The organism is Allobosea sp. 01N443 (assembly GCF_056399325.1).
On the sequence record NZ_JBFTRC010000029.1, the window covers coordinates 32,438 to 52,839 of the forward strand.

Annotated in this window: 18 protein-coding genes and 2 pseudogenes; 14 read left to right on the top strand and 6 right to left on the bottom strand. The window is 66.4% G+C overall.

Annotated elements, in window-relative coordinates; all coding sequences use genetic code 11:
• Window positions 1-48: 48 nt before the first annotated feature.
• Complete coding sequence (locus AC1DRP_RS10580; RefSeq protein ID WP_441488744.1) at window positions 49-1,044, bottom strand: Bug family tripartite tricarboxylate transporter substrate binding protein; 996 nt, start codon at window positions 1,042-1,044, stop codon at window positions 49-51.
• Window positions 1,045-1,108: 64 nt separating this feature from the next.
• Window positions 1,109-2,137, bottom strand: a complete 1,029-nt coding sequence (locus AC1DRP_RS10585; RefSeq protein WP_441488745.1) for a 4-hydroxythreonine-4-phosphate dehydrogenase PdxA — start codon at window positions 2,135-2,137, stop codon at window positions 1,109-1,111.
• A gap of 180 nt (window positions 2,138-2,317) precedes the next feature.
• Here AC1DRP_RS10585 and AC1DRP_RS10590 point away from each other — a divergent pair, with 180 nt between their 5' ends.
• The 3 genes from AC1DRP_RS10590 (at window position 2,318) to AC1DRP_RS10600 (ending at window position 5,039) form a co-directional block, all read left to right on the top strand.
• Window positions 2,318-3,736, top strand: a complete 1,419-nt coding sequence (locus AC1DRP_RS10590; protein WP_476768453.1) for an NAD(P)H-dependent oxidoreductase — start codon at window positions 2,318-2,320, stop codon at window positions 3,734-3,736.
• A 45-nt stretch (window positions 3,737-3,781) separates the two neighbouring features.
• A complete protein-coding gene (locus AC1DRP_RS10595; RefSeq protein WP_441504786.1) occupies window positions 3,782-4,468 on the top strand; it encodes a GntR family transcriptional regulator in 687 nt (228 codons plus the stop codon).
• A gap of 73 nt (window positions 4,469-4,541) precedes the next feature.
• Entirely contained in the window at window positions 4,542-5,039 is a 498-nt protein-coding gene (locus tag AC1DRP_RS10600; protein ID WP_441504787.1) for a DUF4142 domain-containing protein, read from the top strand.
• A gap of 103 nt (window positions 5,040-5,142) precedes the next feature.
• Here the strand turns inward: AC1DRP_RS10600 and AC1DRP_RS10605 are convergent, their stop codons facing one another.
• Both AC1DRP_RS10605 and AC1DRP_RS10610 read right to left on the bottom strand, forming a co-directional pair.
• Window positions 5,143-5,676: a putative immunity protein gene (locus tag AC1DRP_RS10605; RefSeq protein ID WP_441504788.1), complete on the bottom strand. Its 534-nt coding sequence runs from the start codon at window positions 5,674-5,676 to the stop codon at window positions 5,143-5,145.
• Between the two features lie 72 nt (window positions 5,677-5,748).
• Entirely contained in the window at window positions 5,749-6,201 is a 453-nt protein-coding gene (locus AC1DRP_RS10610) for a GNAT family N-acetyltransferase (RefSeq protein ID WP_441504789.1), read from the bottom strand.
• Between the two features lie 53 nt (window positions 6,202-6,254).
• Here AC1DRP_RS10610 and AC1DRP_RS10615 point away from each other — a divergent pair, with 53 nt between their 5' ends.
• The 9 genes and pseudogenes from AC1DRP_RS10615 to AC1DRP_RS10655 all read left to right on the top strand — a co-directional run bounded on the left by AC1DRP_RS10615 (window position 6,255) and on the right by AC1DRP_RS10655 (window position 15,061).
• A complete protein-coding gene (locus AC1DRP_RS10615) occupies window positions 6,255-7,196 on the top strand; it encodes a LysR family transcriptional regulator (protein WP_441504790.1) in 942 nt (313 codons plus the stop codon).
• 101 nt (window positions 7,197-7,297) lie between these two features.
• Window positions 7,298-7,522 (top strand): hypothetical protein, encoded by a 225-nt coding sequence (locus AC1DRP_RS10620; RefSeq protein ID WP_441504791.1) that lies wholly within the window; start codon window positions 7,298-7,300, stop codon window positions 7,520-7,522.
• Window positions 7,523-7,579: 57 nt separating this feature from the next.
• Window positions 7,580-8,514 (top strand): annotated as a pseudogene (locus AC1DRP_RS10625) (ABC transporter substrate-binding protein).
• A 185-nt stretch (window positions 8,515-8,699) separates the two neighbouring features.
• Complete coding sequence (locus tag AC1DRP_RS10630) at window positions 8,700-9,578, top strand: branched-chain amino acid ABC transporter permease (RefSeq protein WP_441488754.1); 879 nt, start codon at window positions 8,700-8,702, stop codon at window positions 9,576-9,578.
• Window positions 9,575-10,633, top strand: a complete 1,059-nt coding sequence (locus tag AC1DRP_RS10635) for a branched-chain amino acid ABC transporter permease (protein ID WP_441504792.1) — start codon at window positions 9,575-9,577, stop codon at window positions 10,631-10,633. The genes AC1DRP_RS10630 and AC1DRP_RS10635 overlap by 4 nt, the downstream gene beginning before the upstream one ends.
• Window positions 10,630-11,373, top strand: coding sequence for an ABC transporter ATP-binding protein (locus AC1DRP_RS10640; RefSeq protein WP_441488756.1), 744 nt, complete (start codon window positions 10,630-10,632; stop codon window positions 11,371-11,373). The genes AC1DRP_RS10635 and AC1DRP_RS10640 overlap by 4 nt, the downstream gene beginning before the upstream one ends.
• 12 nt (window positions 11,374-11,385) lie before the next feature.
• Window positions 11,386-12,123 carry an ABC transporter ATP-binding protein gene (locus AC1DRP_RS10645; RefSeq protein ID WP_476768454.1) on the top strand — a complete coding sequence of 246 codons (738 nt, stop codon included), beginning with the start codon at window positions 11,386-11,388 and terminating at the stop codon, window positions 12,121-12,123.
• Window positions 12,120-13,190: a Gfo/Idh/MocA family protein gene (locus tag AC1DRP_RS10650; protein WP_441504794.1), complete on the top strand. Its 1,071-nt coding sequence runs from the start codon at window positions 12,120-12,122 to the stop codon at window positions 13,188-13,190. Before AC1DRP_RS10645 ends, AC1DRP_RS10650 begins: the two co-directional genes overlap by 4 nt.
• Entirely contained in the window at window positions 13,187-15,061 is a 1,875-nt protein-coding gene (locus tag AC1DRP_RS10655) for a bifunctional sugar phosphate isomerase/epimerase/4-hydroxyphenylpyruvate dioxygenase family protein (protein WP_476768455.1), read from the top strand. Before AC1DRP_RS10650 ends, AC1DRP_RS10655 begins: the two co-directional genes overlap by 4 nt.
• Window positions 15,062-15,168: 107 nt before the next feature.
• Here the strand turns inward: AC1DRP_RS10655 and AC1DRP_RS10660 are convergent, their stop codons facing one another.
• On the bottom strand, window positions 15,169-16,167 hold the full coding sequence (locus tag AC1DRP_RS10660) for an MBL fold metallo-hydrolase (protein ID WP_441504796.1): 999 nt from the start codon (window positions 16,165-16,167) through the stop codon (window positions 15,169-15,171).
• Between the two features lie 366 nt (window positions 16,168-16,533).
• Between AC1DRP_RS10660 and AC1DRP_RS10665 the strand changes: the two genes are divergently transcribed.
• Together AC1DRP_RS10665 and AC1DRP_RS10670 are read left to right on the top strand one after the other, a co-directional pair.
• Window positions 16,534-17,496 (top strand): LysR family transcriptional regulator, encoded by a 963-nt coding sequence (locus AC1DRP_RS10665; protein ID WP_476768456.1) that lies wholly within the window; start codon window positions 16,534-16,536, stop codon window positions 17,494-17,496.
• Window positions 17,497-17,578: 82 nt separating this feature from the next.
• Window positions 17,579-18,501 (top strand): annotated as a pseudogene (locus tag AC1DRP_RS10670) (zinc-binding dehydrogenase).
• A gap of 467 nt (window positions 18,502-18,968) precedes the next feature.
• Here AC1DRP_RS10670 and AC1DRP_RS10675 read toward each other — a convergent pair.
• Window positions 18,969-20,402, bottom strand: coding sequence for an aldehyde dehydrogenase family protein (locus AC1DRP_RS10675; RefSeq protein ID WP_476768457.1), 1,434 nt, complete (start codon window positions 20,400-20,402; stop codon window positions 18,969-18,971).

The following is a 20,402-nucleotide window of genomic DNA, read 5'->3' on the forward strand; positions in this document are numbered from 1 at the left end:
GACCTGCCGCCGGCCGGCCCGTGGGCCGGCCGGCGGCAGGGAACCGTCTTACTTGACGACCCAGCCTTCGGCTTCGAAGGTCTTCTTGTTCGCGGCTTCGTCCTTGGCGACGAAATCGGCGAATTCCTTGCCCTTCATGAAGCGGCCGGTCTGCGAGGTGCGGGTGATGAATTCCTGCCACTCCGGCGTCTTGCTGACCTTTTCCATGATGTCGGCGTAGTAAGCGACCGCATCGGCGGGAACTTCGGCCGGCAGCCAGACGGTGCGCGGCATCTGGAATGTCTCGAGCGGGAGGCCAGCCTCCTTGCAGGTCGGGATATCGCCCCAGCCCTTGCCCTCGAAGACCGCCTCGCCCTTGGCGAGACGCACCGGGCTGAACACGCAGAGCGGCTTCACCTGGCCGGCCTTCCACTGGCCGATATTCTCGTTGGGGTTGTTGACGTTGGAGTCGATGTGACCACCGGCGAGCTGCACGGCGGCTGCGCTGCCGCCCTGGAACGGCACGTAGATCCACTTCACGCCAGCGGCTTCCTGGATCATCGAGGTCAGCGTCTGGTCGGTGTCCTTCGACTGGCTGCCGCCCATCTTGAGCGAGCCGGGCTTGGCCTTGACCGCATCGATATAGCTCTTGGCATCGGCATAGGGAGCCTGGCCGTTGACCCAGAGGATGAACTCGTCCAGCGCCAGCGCCGAGACCGGCGTCAGATCCGAGAGCTTGTAGCCGAGCTTGGCGACGTAAGGCAGCAGATAGGCGTTATTGGTGCCGAAGATGACGCGATGGGGGTCGCCCTTGCCGGCGCGGCCATGGATGTAGCCTTCAGCGCCGCTGCCGCCACCCTTGTTCACCACCACGATCGGCTGGTCGAAGAGCTTGTGCTTGGTGATGATCGACTGGATGACGCGGGCAAAATTGTCGGTGCCGCCGCCGGCGCCCGAGGTGACCACGAATTCCACCGGCTTGGTGGGCTGCCAGGCCTGCGCGGCGGTTGCACCGGCCAGGCTGAACGCGACCGCAATACCAACCGCAATGCTCGTCTTTTTCATTCGTTTCTCCCTTCGTGATTAGATGCCGGGCGGCTCATGAAACGGCTGCCCGGCCGCGGTGAACTCAAGCCGCCTTGCGTGCGGCCCTTCCTTCATTCGCCATCTTGATGGCGAGGCTGAGCGCCGCACGGGTCGCGCCGAGATTGGCGATGCCCTTGCCTGCGATCTCATAGGCGGTGCCGTGCGCCGGCGTGCAGATCGGGAACGGGAAGCCGCCGATCAGCGTGACGCCACGGTCGAAGCCGATCAGCTTCATCGCGATCTGGCCCTGGTCGTGATACATCGTCAGCACGGCATCGAAATCACCGTTCCTGGCGCGCAGGAAGACGGTGTCGGAGGGGAAAGGCCCCTCGACGGTGAAGCCCCGGGCCTTGGCCTGCTTCACGGCAGGCTCGATCGTCTCGATCTCGTCACGGCCGAAATTGCCGCCATCGCCGGCATGCGGATTGATGCCGGCCACGGCAATGCGCGGCGGGTTGAAGCCGGCAGCGCGCAGATTGCCGTCGGCCAGCGTCAGCGCCTTGAGGATGCGCTCCTGGCTGATCGCAGCCGCGACCTCGGACAGCGGGATATGCGAGGTGACACGGGCGTTCCACAGCCCGTCGAGAATGTTGAACTCGCTGGCATCGCCCTCATAGCCGATGGCATCGCGCACGAAGCGGATCTCGTCGTCATAGCCCGGATAGGCGAAGCGCATCGCAGCCTTGTTGAAGGGCGTGAAGAACACGGCATCGGCCTTGCCTTCCCCAGCGAAGCGGAGCGCCCGACGGAAATTATCGGTCGCCGCCTGGCCGCCGGCGAGCGTCGCCTTGCCACGCTCGAGGGCGGCCGGATCGTGATTGGCGAGATCGATGAAGACCGGCTTCGCCGACTGTGCCGGAATCTCTTCGCCCTCGCGAATGACCAGCACGTCCGGATCGACCTTGGCGTCCGCAGCGCCGAGATCGAGCAGGCGCTTGTCGCCGAAGACGACATAGCGGGCAGACGAGCGCAGATCGGGCTCGAGCAGGATGCGCGCCAGCAATTCGGGGCTGATGCCGGACGGATCCCCCATCGCGACGGCTATCGTCGGCAGTGATCCGTTTGCGCGCATGTCCATCGCTCTCATTCTCCCACATGGCCGGATGTGATCAGGGCCAGACTTGGCCATCGACCTAGCATAGCCCTCTAAACGCTACAAGTATGCTGTATGCAGCATATCCATCTTGCTATAGGCTGAGCGCAAAGTGGCGGCCGGTTCAGAGTCGCGACGCGGCGCCCGGAGGATCTGCCCATGAACTTTCATTCGCTCTACAGCGGCATCAAGACCCCGATCGAGACCTGTCTGGTCGGCAGCGGCGGCTTCGGCCAGAGCTTCCTGGGCCAGGCAAGGCGGATCAGGCTGGTCAATGCGCGCATCGCGGTGGACATGACACCTGAGGGCGCAGCCCGTGCCATGGCGGCCGCCGGCATCCCCGCCTCCGAAATCGTCGCCTGCGAAACACCGGCGGAAGCCAAGGCGGCCTGGGAGGCCGGTCGCCATATTGCCGCCGGGCGTCTGGAGACCGTCATCGACCTGCCCTTCCACCTGCTGATCGAGGCGACCGGCAGCCCGGAAGCCGCAACCCGCCACAGCCTGGCGGCGATCGAGGCCGGGCGCCATGTCGCGCTCGTTTCCAAGGAAGCAGACAGCGTCGTCGGCCCCGGTCTCGCCCGCATGGCGCAGGACAAGGGCGTCGTCGTCACGCCGGTGGACGGCGACCAGCCGAGCCTGCTGATTGCCCTCGTCACCTGGGCCGAGGTGCTCGGGCTGGAGATCATCGCCGCCGGCAAGTCGAGCGAATATGATTTCGTTCTCGATGCCGCGACCGGTGCGGTGACCTGCAACGGGGTGACGCATTCGCTCCCTAAGTTGCGCGAGCATTGGCTGCCCGGTTCGCGTTCGACCGTCCGCAATGCCGCCGAGCGTGCCCGCATCCTGGGCAGCGCCTTCCCGCTCAGGGCCGTTCCTGATCTCTGCGAAATGACGCTTGTCGCCAATGCGACCGGGCTTGGCCCCGATACGCCCGGCTTCCATGCCCCGCCGGCCCGCATTCCCGAAATCGCCGACCTCTTCGCCGAACGCCGCCAGGGTGGCCTGAGCGCCGGCACACGCCGCGTCGATGTCTTCCATCATCTCCGTCTGGCGGAGGAAGCGAGCTTCGCCGGCGGCGTCTTCATCGTCGTGCGCTGCGAGGACGATGCCACCTGGGACATGCTTGCCGGCAAGGGCCATGTGGTCAGCCGCACTGCCAAGACCGCGATGCTTTACCTGCCGCGACACCTGCTCGGCATCGAGGCCGCGACCAGCATTCTCGATGCGGCCGGGCTCGGCCGGTCCGGCTATGGCGAGGATTATCGTCCGCGCTGGGACCTGGTTGCCGTTGCGGAGCGGGACCTGCCGGCCGGCACCGTGCTCACCATGGGCGGCCATCACCACAGCATCGACAGCGTCGGCGCCGAAATGCGTCCGGCCGCGGCGCTCGCCGATRACCGCCCTGCCCCGTTCTACCTGGTTGCCAACCGCAAGCTGGTTCGCCCCGTGGCGGCCGGAGCCGCGATCAAACTCGGCGATGTCGAGATCGATCAGGGCTCGGCCCTCCTCCAGACCCGGCGCAGGCAGGACGAGATCTTCGCCGAAAGCCCGGTGGAGCGCGCAGCTGCGGCGCGTTGACAGGCTGACGACCCCATGCCGTAACGATGAAAACGAGGGACGGCGATGACAAACGAAGCCGACATCACCCGGGCCGCGCCGGATATCTATCCGCGCATCACCCGGCGCACCTTGCATGACGAGGTCCTGGAGCGCCTGCGCGACATGATCATCGAAGGCCGGCTCGCGCCTGGCCAGCGGATCAACGAAGGGCAGGTCGGCGCCCAGCTCGGCGTCTCGCGCACTCCACTGCGCGAGGCGATCAAGACGCTGGCAAGCGAAGGTCTGGTCGAGATCCTGCCCGCCAAGGGCGCGATCGTGCGCCGCTTCACCGACAAGGATCTCGCCCAGATCCTGCAGGTGCTGAAGACGCTCGAGCAACTCGGAGGCCGGATGGCCTGTCAGCTGGCCAGCGACGAGACGATCGAGGCGATCCACGCACTGCACAGGCAGATGCTGGAGCTATATGAGACCAAGAACCGGCTCGAATATTTCAAGCTCAACCAGGCGATCCACAGCGCCATCGTGGCCGCTTCCGGCAATGCCGTGCTGATGGAGATGCACGAGACCCTGCAGGCGCGGATCAAACGGCTGCGCTTCATCGGCAATGAGGGCCCGGTGAAATGGGCCGGGGCCGTGGCGGAGCATGAGGAGATGATCGTCGCGCTGAAGAAGCGCGACGCGGACGCACTGGCGGACGTCATCGGCCGGCACATGGACTCGACACGGCTGCGTGTCAGCGACGTCCTCTAACCCCGATATCCGGAACCTCGGCGCGGATTGCAGGTTATCCCTCATTGGGGGGCCGCACAGCTGCGAGGAATTGATGAGAGCAGTCCTGCTTGCCCTGGTGGCACTGGCGTTTTGCGTTTCCCGTGCTCCTGCACAGGAAGCGCTCCAGGCCGATGAATTCGTCAGACGAGCCGCAGTCTCGAACATGATGGCCGTCGAGCTCGGCACGCTCGCCTTGCAGAAGAGTTCCTCGCCCGAGATCAAGGCCTTTGCGCATCAGGCCGTGAACGACCGCACGATCGCAGGCACCGGCTTGCGCCAGATCGTGGCGAAGCGCTCTGGCATCGCCCTGCCGGAACGGCCCGACCAGGCGCATCAGGACATCCTGCGCGAGCTCGGCGACAAGCAGGGGCCTGAGTTCGACCGCGCCTATGTCGGCGCGCAGAAGCAAGCCCAGGACGAGGCGATGGCGCTGTTTTCCGGCTACGCCCAGGCTGGCACGGATACCGAACTGAAGGGTTTTGCCAGCAAGACCTTGCCGCTCCTGCAAACCCAGGCCGAACTGACCCGAAAACTGCCGGGCGCAGACTGAAGCGCGCTCCCCGGCACGGCGTCGTCTCGAGCGCCCCGGCCCGGGTTCCGACCCCTGAAGACCGGGGTGCGACCCTTGCGCGAATTCGCAGAAGAGCCGGCCACTAGCCCCGAAGGCCGGTGTCGAGCTCACGGAGGAAATCTCCCATGCGGCTTCGACCGGCAGGCACGTTGGGCATGCGCCGCAAGACGTCGCGAACGGCCGGAGGCGCGTGTTTCAGAGCCCAGCGAAGCTGCTCTTCGCCGACGGTCTCGTCATCTCCCGCTGCGATTTCCAGGGCCTGTGCCTGATGAGCCGCTGCGCCGAGGATGTGCCTGACCTGGTGCGGAGTGGCCTTGGGGTGCAGATACGCGGCCGCGGCCGCGAGACTGGCGGCTCGGGCGGCATCAGTGGCGGCAGGATCCTGCGCCTCGCGAGCGGCGGCATGCGCCGCCCAGGCCTGCGAGCGTAACAGAGCGGTCCGCCTGCCTCCATGCCCGAACGCCTCCGCACCCTCGATCGCGTCTCGCGGACGATGATCGGCAGGGTATCTGGATTCGAAAAGCGGCAGCGCCTGCCTGGCACAGCTTGCGGCATAGAGCGCGATCGCGCGCAGTTCGTCCTCGCCGAGTTGCATCGCGGTCTCGTCGTCAGCCATCGTCGTCCCTGGCGAGGCACCGAAAGCCCGATTGCGGTGCCAGAGCGATAGCGCGAGTGACAGGCCCCAAGCCTAGAGCACGCAGGCATACATGACGAAGACGCCGCCCGATCCGAACGGCCGTTCGTAAAGCGCGCGCGCCGGCTCGTTGTCCAGCTCGGTTCCGACCCAGACCTCCTCGCAACCGAGTTCGCGGCCCCAGGCGAACATGTCGTCAAGCATCCGCCGCGCCAACCCCTGGCGCTGCAGCGCGGGGGCAACGGCGACCTCATCGATATAGAGTTCCGTCTTCTTGTCGGGATGGCGATGGATCACGGCAGCGACCTGCGCCACCACCACGTCCTGGCGAAGCCCGACAAGCATGAGATGGCCCGGCGAGGCGAGATAAGCGCTGAGCCTTGCCGGATCGACCGGCTCGTCGAAGACATCCTCGTCGACGCGGTCGAACAGGGCCATGTCCGCCGCGGTTACCCGCCTGATCTCGACTTCCACGATCTGCTCCCGTCCGGCCCGCTTGACAGTCATCCGGCCCTCGCCTCCGCTTGTCGCAAAACTGGATGGGGAAGGATACGCCGGTCATGCTGACCCTCCGCCAGATCGAGGTGATCCGCGCCATCATGATCACCGGCACGATTGCCGGGGCGGCCAAGCTGCTCAGCGTCTCGGCGCCGGGCATCAGCCGCCTGATGAAGCATACCGAGCGTACGCTGCGGCTGAAACTGTTCGAGCGCCGGCATGGGCGCTACATTCCAACCCCTGAGGCCAACGACATCTTCGAGCAGATCAACGGGGTCTACAAGAAGGTCGACGACCTGCATTACACGCTCGCCCGCATCGAGCGCGGCGGCGAGATCGAGCTCAAGCTCGGCTCCGTGCCGAGCATCTGCCATGTCATGGTGCCTCGTGCGATCGAGCGGCTGCGGCGCAAGCATCCGGACCTGCGCATCGACATCAACATCCTGAAGATCGAGGAGGCGCTCGACTATCTCCTGCTCGGCAAGGGCGAGATCGCGGCGATGAGCTACAAGCTCGACCATCCCGGTATCGATTTCGTCCCCCTGGCGGTGGGCGAACTGCTCTGCATCGTCCCCGACAGCCATGAGCTTGCCGGCCGCGCCTGCCTGTCGGCGCGCGAGATCGTGCAGCACGAACTGATCGGCATCGATCCCAACGATCCCTATGGCCGGGTCATGAGCGAGATCTTCAGCCGGCAGGGCCTGGCCTATGACATGCGGATCAAGGCCCGCTTCGGCACCACGGTCTGCTCGCTCGTGCGGGCCGGGCTCGGCATCGCCATCATCGACCAGTTCACCGTCGCGCATGGCTCGATGCAGGGCATCACCGCGATCCCGATCGAGGAGCCGACCCGCTTCCAGACCTATGTTGCGATCAAGAACGACAAGGCGCCCTCGCTCTATGCCGAAACCTTCGTCACCCTGCTGCGCGAGGAGATGAACGCGGTGGTCTCATCCCGCCTGCGCGCCCCAGTCAAGGCGGTGGAAAAGATAACATCAGGTTAGGTAATGCGATTGAATTGGTTATCGCGTTACTAGCCTAAATCGGTTTATCTGACGTATGGCAACGCCTGCGACCATGACGGGCGAGCCAAGAGGGATCGGACATGCCGGCAATCGCCGTCGCCAACAGGACCACGCGTGTGCTGCTCGGCTCGCCGATCGCGCATTCTGTGTCACTGGCGATGCACGCGGCGGCCGCACGGGCCGCCCGTTTCGAAGCGCGGTGCCACCTGATCGAGATCATCGGCGCAGAGCCTTCGGATAACGCGAAGGCCGAGGCCTTCGACAGGGTCATGGCGGCGCGCGCGACGATCGATCGCGCTGCCTGAGCGACGCCCCGGCGAGACCGGGCGGAGACAAGAAACCGGACAACTGGAGGAAACATCATGACATTCAAATGGATCATCGCCGCGGCCCTCGGCGCAGGGCTCGCGACGCCGGCGCTGGCGCAGGACAAGGTCAAGCTCGTCGACGTCGTCGAGCTCTCGGGTGCGGGCGCGACCGCCGGCACCAACTGGAAGAACGGCATCGATCTCGCCGTCGCCGACATCAATGCCAAGGGCTGACCAAGCAGGGCAACCAGTACCTGTTCCGCACCTCGCTCAGCCAGGCGGCGGCGATGCCGAAGATCGCGAACTATCTGAAGAACACGGTCAAGGCGGGTTCGGTCGCCGTCGTCTGGGTCAATAACGACTTCGGCAAGGGCGGGCGCGACGCCATCCTGCCCGAACTCGAGAAGGCCGGCATCAAGGTGGCGGCCGATGTCGCGACCGAACAGGGCCAGGCCGATTTCGCCGCCGACGCCATCAAGATCAAGAACTCGAATGCCGACGCCATCTTCGTCTATCTCAACGAGGAAGAGAGCGCCCGCTTCCTGCGCGCCGCCAAGCAGCAGGGCATCAGCAAGCCAATGGTCGGCGAGACGACGCTGCTCGGCGCCAAGGTCATCGAGCTCGCGGGCGACGCTGCCAACGGCGTCAAGGGCCATGTCGGCCTCTCGATCGACGCGCCGATCCCGGCCTTCCAGGAATTCGGCAAGAAGTACCAGGCCAAGTACAACTATGCCTCCGACCATAACGGCCTGAAGGGCTACATGGCCGTCTACATGATCAAGTGGGCGACCGAGAAGCAGAACAAGTTCGACAAGAAGGGCCTCGCCGATACGCTGCGCGGCGCGACGATCAAGCCTTCGGACGAGCCGGGAATCCTGATGGAAACCACCATCGAGAGCAATGGCGACCTCGACCGCGAGAGCTTCCTCGCCGAGGTGATCAACGGCAAGCAGGTGATCAACGCGACCCTGCCCAAGATCAAGCCGTAAGACCCAGCCTCACGACGACGACACCTCGTCACGTCATCCCGGGCGACCGCACGGACGCCCGGGATCCAGAAGCGGACGCAACGCGCCGGAACTGGCTTGCGGCTCCATGCGGCCTGCGGCCGCCAGCGCCGGGGGGACGACGGCAGGTCGGAACACAGGCAGCGCCAACAGGACAAGGACGCGCCATGGCTGAATTCATCGCCTATCTCATCGCCGGCATCGCCACCGGCGCGATCTACGCGCTGGCCGCGATCGGCTTCACGCTGGTCTGGCAGACCTCTCAGACGATCAATTTCGCCCAGGGCGAGTTCGTCATGCTGCCGGCGGTGCTGGTCCTGCTCGCCATCAAGCTGTTCGGCGCGCCGATCTGGTTGGGCGCACTGATCGGCATCGCCGCCTTCATCCTGATCTTCGGCGTCGGGTTCAAGGTCGCGGTGGTCGATCCGATGATCCGGCACGGCGTCCTGCCGCTTGCCATCGCCACGATGGCGCTCTCGATCATCATGAAGGAAGGCGCCAAGGACGGCTTCTCGGCGGAGGCACAGAACTTCCCCTCGTTCGTGCCGACCCAGACGATCTCGGTCTTCGGCGCCTCGATCTCGCTGCAGCATGTCGCCATCATCGTCGTTGCATTCGCGGTGATCGGCCTGCTGCAATGGTTCGTCGGCGGCACGCGGCTTGGCCGACAGATGCAGGCCACGGCCCAGAACCCGACCGTCGCGCGCATTCTCGGCATCCCGGTCGAGCGCATGGTCCTGCTGACCTTCGTGATCAACGCCGCGCTCGCCGTCGTCGCCTCGGTGCTGATCTCACCGATCTATCTGGCAAAATTCTCGAACGGCGAGGTCATCGGCCTGTTCGCCTTCATCGCCGCCATCGTCGGAGGCTTCAACCAGGTGCGCGGCGCGCTGGTCGGCGGACTCGTGGTCGGCATCGTCGACAGCATGGCGGCGGCCTATATCTCATCCTCCTATCGCCTGGCCGTGCCGCTCGTTCTTCTCGTCGTCATCATCCTGCTCAAGCCGGAAGGCCTGATGGGCCGCAAAGAGGAGCGCCGCGTATGACCGCGCCCGCGACCGAGGCAAGCCTGCCGCAGCAGCGCGGCCGCCTTTCAAGAGTGCCGTCCCTTGCCGCCTTCGCCGACGGCACCCTGATCACGCTGATGCTCGGCGCCGTCATCCTCTGGTTCGCCCCGGCCGGCATGGGCCGCTATGGTACCTATGTGCTCTCGCTCTGGCTGGTGATGAGCATTGCCGTGATGGGCCTCAACCTGACGCTCGGCTATGCCGGCCTGAAGTCTTTGGCACAGGCCGCCTTCATGGGGCTCGGCGCCTATGCGACGGCGCTGCTGACCACCAAGGCCGGGCTGAACTGGTACGCCTCCTTTGCGATCTCGGGCCTGCTGACCTTCGCGGTCGGGCTAGTGCTCGGTTTCCCGGCGCTGCGGGTCAAGGCGCATTACCTCGCCTTCGTCACGCTCGCCTTCTCCACGCTGATCTGGCTGATCCTGCGCAACGAGCAATGGCTGACCGGCGGCGTCTTCGGGCTCTCGAACATCCCGCGCCCCAGCTTTTTCGGGCTCAAGCTCGACGGCGCGCTCGCCTTCCACCGTTTCGTCGTCATCGTCACCCTGATCCTGGCGATCGCGCTATGGTGGATGATCCGCTCGCCCTGGGGCCGCGCCTTCACGGCGCTGCGCGAGAACCCGATCCGGGCCGCCAGCCTCGGCATCGACACGCGCATGTACACGCTGCTCGCCTTCGCCATCGGCTCGGCCTATGCCGGCTTTGCCGGCGCGCTCTACGCTCCGCTGGTCGAATTCATCGACCCCTCGCCCTTCTCGCTGTCGCAGAGCTTCTTCTTGCTGCTGATGGTGGTCGCGGGCGGCGCCGGCTACCTGCTCGGCCCGTTCATCGGCGCGCTGCTCGGCGTGGTGCTGCCGGAATGGCTGCGCGTCGTCGGGTCGCTCTACCTGATCATCTTCGCGACCATCGTCATGCTGCTGCTGATCGCCTGCCCGCAGGGCGTGAGCGGCCTGCTCGAACGCGGCTGGGCGAAGCTCACCGGCAAGGGCAAGATCGGCAAGAGCGTGGCCGCCAACACCGGAGGCCGCTCATGAGCCCGGTCCTCGAAGTCTCGAACATCCACAAGGCCTTCGGCGGCATCAAGGCGGTGAACGGTGTCTCCTTCTCCGTCAAGGAGGGCGAGATCCTCGGCATCATCGGGCCGAATGGCTGCGGCAARTCKACCCTGTTCAACTGCATCCTGGGCCAGCTCGACCCGACCGAGGGCACGGTGAAACTCGACGGCAAGGAGGTCACCGGCATGCGCCCCTCCGACCTCAACCGCCTCGGCGTCAGCCGCACATTCCAACTGCTCCAGGTCTTCCCCGAGCTCTCGGTGCGCGAGAACCTGATCCTCGCCGGCCAGGAACATGAGGGCACGATGCTCACGCGCTTCTTCGGGCGGCGCGATGCCGGGCTGACGGAGAAGGCCGACCGGATGATCGGTTTCTTCAAACTCGGCCATCTCGTCGACGCCAAGGCGGGCGGGCTCTCCTATGGCCAGCAGAAGCTGCTCGATGCCGCGATGGCCTTCATGGCGGGGCCCCGCCTCGTGCTGCTCGATGAGCCGGCGGGCGGCGTCAACCTGACCATGCTCGGCGACCTCAAGGAGCGCCTGCGCGCCATCAATGCCGAGCAGGGCGCGACCTTCGTGGTGATCGAGCACAACATGGACTTCGTCATGTCGCTCTGCACCCGCGTGCTCGTGCTGGCGGAAGGCAAGGTCCTGGCCGAGGGAACGCCTGCCGAAGTCAGGGCCAATCCACAGGTCATCGAAGCCTATCTCGGCCATTGAGGAGCGACTGGAATGGACGCCCATATCCTCGAACTCGACGGCGTGGTCGGCGGCTATGGCGCCATGACCATCCTGAACGGCACGAGCTTCAAGGTCCGGCGCGCCGCCATCACCACGGTGATCGGCCCCAACGGCGCCGGCAAGTCGACCGTCTTCAAGGCGATCTTCGGCCTGCTCAAGGTCCGCGAGGGCCATATCCGGCTGGACGGCACCGAAATCACCCACTGGAACCAGCGCAAGCTCCTGGAGGCCGGCATCTGCTATGTGCCGCAGGGGCGCAACATCTTCCCCGAGCTCTCCGTGCGCCATAATATCGAGCTCGGCGCAGTCGCGGCGGGCTCGCGCATCACCGATATGCCGAAGCGGCTGGAAGCCGCGCTCGATCGCTTTCCGGCGCTGCGCCGCAAGGCCGACCAGCAGGCGTCCACCCTCTCGGGCGGCGAGCAGAAACAGCTCGAGATCGTGCGCGGATTGCTGCTCGACCCCAAGCTCGTGCTGATCGACGAGCCCTCGATCGGGCTGTCGCCGATGATGGTGCAGGAGACTTTCGGCATTCTGCAGAATCTGCGCACGCGCGGCGTCACCATCCTGATGGTCKAGCAGAATGCCCGCTCGGCGCTGGAGATCTCCGATGAGGGGCTTGTGCTGGAGCTGGGCCAGACCAGGATGCAGGGACCGGCTGCCGATATCCTCGCCGATCCGCGCGTCGGCCAGCTTTTCCTCGGCGGCGCAATGACGGAGGCCGCATGAGCAAACCTCTCCAGATCGCGCTCGTCGGCGCCGGCCTGATCGGCCGCGCCCATCTCCTGCGCATCGAGGCCTCGCCGGATTGCTCACTGGCCGCCATCTGCGACCCGACCGAGGCGGCAAAGGCCATCGCGGCCGAGCGGAATCTGCGCTGGTTCCCGTCGCAGCAGGAGATGCTGGCAGCGATGAAGCCGGACGGCGCCATCATCGCGACGCCCAATGCGCTGCATGTCCCGGGCGCGATCGACTGCCTCGAGGCCGGCGTGCCGGTGCTGGTCGAGAAGCCGCTCGCCGAGAGCGTCGCTGCGGCGCAACAGCTCGTCGATGCCCAGGCGCGCACGGGCGTCGCCGTGCTTGCCGGCCATCACCGCCGCCACAACCCGATCGTCAAGGCGGCGCGAAGGATCGTCGGCGAAGGCGGCATCGGCCGACTGGTCGCCGTCAATGCGCTGTTCCTGATCAAGAAGCCGGACGACTATTTCGACGTCGCCTGGCGGCGCGAGCCGGGCGGCGGGCCAGTGCTGATCAACCTGATCCACGATATCGACAATCTCCGCTTCATCTGCGGCGAGATCGACAGCGTGCAGGCCATCACCTCCAACGCGACACGCGGCTTTGCCGTCGAGGACAGCGCCGCCCTGATCTTCCGCTTCAGCAATGGTGCACTCGGGACCGCGACCGTCTCGGACGTAACGCCCTCGCCCTGGAGCTGGGAGCTCAGTTCGGGCGAGAACAAGGCCTATCCGCAGCGCGAGGGCCATTGTTACCTGATCGCCGGCAGCGAAGGCTCGCTGGCCTTGCCGAAGCTCGATTTCTGGCACTACGGGGACAAGGCCGGCTGGTGGGAGCCGCTCCAGCACGAGAGCCGTGGCGTCGAGCCTGTCGAACCGCTGGCCGAACAACTCAGGCACTTCTGCGCCGTCATCCGCGGCAGCGAAGCGCCGCTGACCGGCGCAGCCGATGCCGCCCGCACGCTGGCGGTCGTCGAGGCCGTTGCAGAGGCAGCCCGAACCGGGGCAACCGTCAAGCCCGCTCCGCTGCGGGTCTTGTCCGGGACAGGTGCAGCATGAAACCGACCTCGATCGCCACCGTCTCGCTCAGCGGCGATCTTGCCGAGAAGCTGCAAGCCATCGCCGGCGCCGGGTTCGATGCGGTTGAGGTCTTCGAGAATGACTTCCTGACCTTCGACGGCAGCCCGCGCGATGTCGGCCGGATGATCGCCGATCTCGGCCTGGGCATCGCCGCCTTCCAGCCCTTCCGCGATTTCGAGGGCATGCCGGAGCCGCAGCGCGCCCGCGCCTTCGCCCGGGCCGAGCGCAAATTCGCGATCATGAACGAGCTYGGCGCCGAGCTGATGCTGATCTGCTCCAATGTCTCGCCGCCGGCCGAGGCCGGCATCGACCGTGCAGCGGCCGATCTGCGAGAGCTCGGAGCCCTGGCGGAGAAACATGGCGTCAAGGTCGGGTTCGAGGCGCTGGCCTGGGGCCGGCATATCAACGACTACCGCGACGCCTGGGAGATCGTGCGCCGGGCCGACCATCCGCGCATCGGCCTGATCCTCGACTCGTTCCACACGCTTGCGCGGCGCTCGCCCCTGGGGCCGATCACGACGATCCCCGGAGACCGCATCTTCCTCGTCCAGCTCGCCGATGCGCCCGCGCTGGACATGGATGTGCTGAGCTGGAGCCGGCATTTCCGCTGCTTCCCCGGACAGGGCGATCTGCCGGTGGCGAATTTCGTCAGGGCCGTCGAGGCGACGGGCTATTCCGGGCCGCTCTCACTCGAGGTCTTCAACGACCAGTTTCGCGCCGGCTCGGCCCGGCGGCTCGCGACCGACGGCGTGCGCTCGCTGATCCAGCTCGCCGACCAGGTCGCGCCGGAGCTGCCACCGCGCGCGCCCTGCCTTGCCGTCGAGTTCATCGAGTTCGCGCTCGACGAGGAGACGGCCCACAGCCTGGCGGAACTCTTCACCGCGCTCGGCTTCCGGCAGACCGGGCACCATGTCAGCAAAGCGGTAACGCGCTGGAGCCAGGGCGGCATCAATCTCGTGCTCAACACCGAGAAGGACGGCTTTGCCCAGTCGCATGCGATCATGCACGGGCCCGGCGTCTGTGCGATCGGCCTGCGGGTGGCGGATGTGGCGCAGGCCATGGCGCGGGCGAAGCAGCTCAAAATCGCAGCCTTCGAGCAGCCGATCGCGCCGGGCGAGATGCATATTCCGGCGATCCGTGGAGTCGGCGGCGCGCTGATCTACTTCACCGAGCCCAAGGGCGAGCTCGGCCATGTCTGGGAGAAGGAGTTCATCGCAACGGTAGATGAGCGCGCGCCCTCACCTGCCCTCCTGGACAGCGTCGACCATATCTCGCAGTCGATGGACTACGAGGAGATGCTGTCCTGGCTGCTGTTCTATACCTCGCTCTTCGAACTGGAGCGCATCCAGCAAACCGATGTCGCGGATCCCGCCGGACTGGTCGCGAGCCGGCCGATCATCAGCAGAGACGGTGCCGTCCGCTTCGTGCTCAACGGTTCGCAGGCGACACGGACGCTCTCCTCGCGCTTCGTCTCCGAGCATTTCGGCTCTGGCGTGCAACATATCGCCTTCAGCGCACCCGACATCTTTGCCGCCGTCACGGCGATGCGCGCGGCAGGGCTGTCCTTCCTCGACATCCCCGCGAACTATTACGACGACCTGGAGGCCCGGCACGGACTGGAGCCCGACGTCATCGACCGGCTGCGCGAGCACMACATCCTCTACGACCGCGACGGCGAGGCCGAGTTCCTGCAGGTCTACAGTCACGTCTTCGCCCAGCGCTTCTTCTTCGAGATCGTCGAGCGTCGCGGCGGCTATTCCGGTTTTGGCGCGGTCAATGCACCGATGCGCCTTGCCGCCCAGGCCCGCGAGGCACGCCCGGTGACGGTGCCCCGCCCCCTGCGAGACTGAAAGGCCCGGCAAGGGAAGGCCGGAGCCTGCGCGAAGGCCGAAGCATTCGTGCAGACCCCGGCCCCGGTGAKGCGCCGCAGGGGGAGGAGCACCGCAGCGCAGCTCACTCACCCACGCAGCATGTCCATAGGTGCGGCAAAATAACGGTAGCCATCGCCCGCCTTGGCCAGATTACCGAAACCCGGCCAGGCAAAGTGATAGGACATTACGGGTGTCTTGTTGGCCGCCAGCATGCCGAGCAGCTTCACGCGCGACTGTGCGGCCTGTTTGGGGTCGCTGTCATAGGCGAATTCCATCAGCGGCTTCTCGAGCAGCAGCACCGCGTGGTGGGTCAGATCGCCAAGGAATGCGAAGGTCTTTCCGCCCGAGGACACCATGAAGATGTGATGGCCGGCGGTGTGGCCCGGCGCCGCGATCGCCTGGATGCCCGGCAGGAATTCCTGACCATCCCGGAAGAAGACGATGCGGTCGCGCACCGGCAGAAGATTGGCGCGCGCGTGTTCGACGAAGGCCTTGAGAGGCGAGCCGAGCTTGCTTTCATCCGTCCAGAAATCGAAATCGATCTGGCTGATATAGATCTGCGCATTGGGGAAATTGGCCTTGCCGTCCGCCGTGCAGATGCCGCCGATATGGTCGATATGGGCATGGCTGCAGACGATGGCGTCGATATCCCCGGGCTTGATGCCGGCCTCCTGCAGGCTCTTCTGCAGGCGCCCGGTCGTCGGGCCGAAGGCCTTCGAAAAGCCCATGCCGGTGTCGAACATCACCAGCCGATCGCCAAAATTCACCACCGGAACGTTCTGCTCGAGGACGACATTGTCCTTCGGCAGGAAGTTCGTCTCCAGCATCCTGTAGACCTCGTCCTTGGCGACGCCGACGAAATTCGTGCCGGGGTCCCCGAGCGGCAGCGGCCCGTCGGAGATGACCGTCACCTCGGAAGGGCCGAGCATGAAGCGGTAGAAATAGGGCGCCTGATTGTTGGAGAGCGGCGCCTTGGCGAAGGACATGGCGCCGATCGGCATGGTCGCCCCCGCCGCAAGCGCGACAGCGCCGCTGAGGAAGCCGCGACGGCTGGCACGGCTCGGCAAGATCAGATCCCTGGACATGGCATTCCTCCTGAACGTGACCATCCGGCGTCTTGCGCCGGTTGCTGCTGCTGGGCGTTTCGGATGAGGCGCTCCTTGAAGAGGGCCTCCCGTCCTCACGCCACCTGCGAGGATGCACGTGCCGTTGCGTGACGGCCAATAAGCCTTCGCTCTGGCGCGCATAACCGAAAGCTTGGGCGCCCCCCGGCAAGAGTGTTTCAGGGAGCGCGCGACACGACGCTGATTTCACGTCGTTTCGCTGCGCCCCGCAGCGCGTTGCCGTTCAGCCGTTGCATCGCCGTGCCGGGGGTCTCTGGCCTTCGCACGCCGCGGACGCTACCACCATGCGGCGATCATTCATGGGCCGCCGGGAGAGATGAAGCCGCGATGGATCTGCGCCAGCTCCGCTATTTCACCGCGATCGTCGAACAGGGCTCGTTCTCGAAGGCTGCAACCAAGCTGCGCGTCGCCCAGCCGGCGCTCAGCCAGCATCTGCGCCATATGGAGGATGAGCTCGGCGTGCCGCTCCTGCATCGCGGCACGCGCGGCGTCATCCCGACCGAAGCAGGCGAGCGCCTGCTCGCGCGGGCCCGCTCCATCCTCGCCGAATTCGCCGAACTGCGCGACTCCGTGCGCGGCGTATCGGCCGCGCCCGGCGGCGAGGTCCGCATCGGCCTGCCAGGCACCGTCAGCGAACAGTTCAGCGTGCCGCTGATCGAGGCGGCGCGGGACCGCTACCCCGCGGTGCGCATCCGTATCGCCGAGGCGATGAGCGGCTTCGTGCTCGACTGGCTCCGCCGCGGCGAGGTCGACCTCGCGGTGATCTACTCGACCTCCGACCCCAAGGGCCTCGGCATCCACCATGTCCTGACCGAGGAGCTCTGCCTGTTCGGAGCGCCTTCGCTGAATGCTGTCGCGGCGCCGGCCGGGGGCACCGTCAGCCTGACCGAGGCGGCCAAACTCGATCTGATCCTGCCGGGCCAGGGGCACGGGTTGCGCGACCAGRTCGACGAGGCCGCGCTTGGCGTCCACGCCGCCATCAACCCGGCGATCGAGATCGAATCCTACTCGCAGATCAAGCGGCTGGCGGAGCGTGGGCTGGGCTACGGCATCCTGCCCCGCATGGCCGTCAGCGCGCAGGCCAGGGCCGGCATCTTCCAGACCTGGCGGATCGACCGGCCCGCACTCCATCGTAAGGTCTATCTCGCCTACTCGACCGAGCGCCCGATGCCGGCTGCGGCGCGCGCCATCGGCCAGCTTTCCTGGGAGATCCTGCGCGGGCTGGTGGCCGACGAAACCTGGACGGCGACGCTCGGTGAGGACGGTGATCGCCCGGCCTTATACGGCTGATCGCGATTTCCTCTTTGACAGGGCTCGCATCGCGCCCGACCTTCGGCCGGCCATAGAACTCAGCCTGCCCAAGGAAACGCCCGTGAAGATCCGCGCCGCCGTCCTGAATGCCAGCCCAGTCGCCGCGCCCTATGCGCGTTCCAGGCCGCTTGCGATCGAAGAGGTCGAGCTTGCGCCGCCCGGCCCGGGCGAGGTCCTGGTCCGCGTGCGGGCCACCGGGCTCTGCCATTCCGACCTCTCGGTGATCGACGGCAACCGGCCCCGTCCGGTGCCGATGGGGCCCATGGCCGGGCGGTGAACCACCATGTCGGCGTCTCGGCCTTTGCCGAGCATGCGGTGATCTCGCGCTACTCGCTGGTGAAGATCGAGGCCGATATCCCGCACGAGATCGCGGCGCTGTTCGGTTGCGCGGTGCTGACCGGGGTTGGCGCCGCGGTGAACACGGCAAAGGTCCGCGCCGGCGAGAGCGTCGCCGTCGTCGGCCTCGGCGGCGTCGGGCTGAGCGCGCTGCTCGGCGCTGTCGCCTGCGGCGCCGCCCGCGTGATCGCGGTCGATCTCTCCGAGGACAAGCTCCGGATCGCCCGCGAGTTGGGCGCTACCGACACCTTCAATGCCGGCGATCCCGGCGTCGTCGAGGCGATCCGCGCGGCGACCAAAGGCGGCGTCGACCACGGTCTGGAGATGGCAGGCTCGGTCAAGGCACTCGAGCTCGCCTATCAGATCACCAGGCGCGGCGGCACGACGACCACGGCCGGCCTTGCCAACCCGGCGCACACGCTCGCGCTCGCTCCGGTCAAGCTGGTCGGCGAGGAGCGGACCCTGAAGGGCTCCTATGTCGGGAGCTGCATCCCCGGCCGCGACATCCCGCGCTTCATCGACCTCTACCTGCGCGGCAAGCTGCCGGTCGACAAGCTGCTGACCAGCACGAGCGGGCTCGACGAGATCAACGAGGGTTTTGACGCGCTGGCCGAAGGCCGCACGATCCGCCATGTGATCCTGATGTAGGCATCCGCCTCGAGGCTCATGCCTTGGAGGGCGTCGGCGCGCGCCGCGCCAGCGCAGCCGCAAGCGTGGCCGCGAGCATCAAGGCGGCAGCGACCACTGCCAGCGCCGCGAACCCGGCATGATCGTAGAGCGGCCCGCGTGGTTGGCGAGCCCCAGGCGAAGGCGATGCCGAACAGGCCGTAGCGCATGCTCGATGCCGCCACCATCGCAAGATAGATGGCAGCGACCGAGGCGGGATTCGGCGCGATCTGCCCCCTCTCCCCTTGCGGGAGAGGGTTGGGGTGAGGGGTCGCGCGACGTTGGAAGGTTTGAGGCTTGCGGGGCGATAACCGGCAAGGGCACCGCGCCCCCTCATCCGGCCCTTCGGGCCACCTCCTCCCGCAAGGGGAGAAGGTGGGGCGCAATTCCCTCCCGATAACTATCGGAGAGGGTTTTCGGCGAGGTTCCGGCGCTTCACCGTGAAAGAGTCAGCCGTGCTTGTGGACGATCGTCTTGGTCACCGCGAACTCTTCCAGCGCCATGAAGCCCTTCTCGCGGCCATGACCGCTCTTGCCGGTGCCGCCGAAGGGCAGCTCGATGCCGCCGCCGGCGCCATAGCCATTGATGAAGACCTGGCCGGCGCGGACGCCCTTCGCCACGCGCTGCTGACGCCCGCCATTGCCGGTCCAGATGCCGGCCACGAGTCCATAGGCGGTCGAATTGGCAAGCCGGATGGCGTCGCTCTCGTCCTCGAACGGGAACGCCGAGAGCACCGGCCCGAAGACCTCCTCCTGCTCCAGCCGGTTGCCCCGGGGCACCGGGCCGAACAGGGTCGGCGTGACGTAGAAGCCGCCATTCGGCACGCCCTGCGCGATCTGCCCTTCGGCGAGGACCGGGATGCCCTGCTCGCGGGCCTGGTCAATGAAGCTCTGCACCCGGCCCTGCTGCCTGGCGTTGATCACCGGCCCGCAATCGAGATCCATCTCCGGCGTTCCGGCCCGCAGCGTGGAGAACTGCCTGGCGACGGCGCCGACGAAGGCGTCATAGACGTTTTTCTGGACCAGCACGCGGCTGCCGGCGGAGCAGGTCTGCCCGGTATTCTGCACGATGGCCTTGCAGACGATCGGAACCGCCGCGTCGAAATCGGCATCGTCGAAGACGATCTGCGGGGATTTGCCGCCGAGTTCCAGCGTGCAGCCGATCAGGTTCTCGGCGCAGGCCTTCTGCACCATCTTGCCGACCTCGGGCGAGCCGGTGAACGACATGAAGCCGATGCCGGGATGGGCCGAGAGCGCAGCGCCCGCCTCATGGCCGCGCCCGGTGACGATATTGATCGCGCCATCGGGAAAGCCGACTTCGGAAGCCAGGACGGCCAGCCTGAGCGCCGTCTGGCAGGCCTCCTCCGCGGGTTTGAGCACCACCGCATTGCCCATGGCGAGCGACGCCGTCAGCGAGCGGCCGAACATCTGCGCCGGATAGTTCCAGGGCAGGATATGGCCGGTGACGCCGTGCGGCTCGTGCACGACGCTGACGCTGTAGCCGTTCATGAAGGGGATGACATGGCCATGCACCTTGTCCGCCGCGCCGCCATAGAATTCGAAATAGCGCGCCGTCGCCTCGATATCGGCCCTGGCCTGCGCCATCGGCTTGCCGGTATCCTGCGCCTCGATCCTGGCCAGTTCGTCGAAATGTTCCTGCACCTTGAGCGCAAGCTTCGCAATCAGCCGGCCCCGCTCTGCGGCCGTCAGCTTGCCCCAGGCGCCCTCATAGGCGGCTTGAGCCGCCTTCACCGCATCGTCGATATCCTCGGCCGTGCCGCAGGCGATGCGGGTGAATTCCTCGCCGGTCGCGGGCGCAAGGACCGCCATGGTTTCGCCGGTCCGGCCGTCGACATGGCGGCCATTGATGAAATGCTGCGTCAT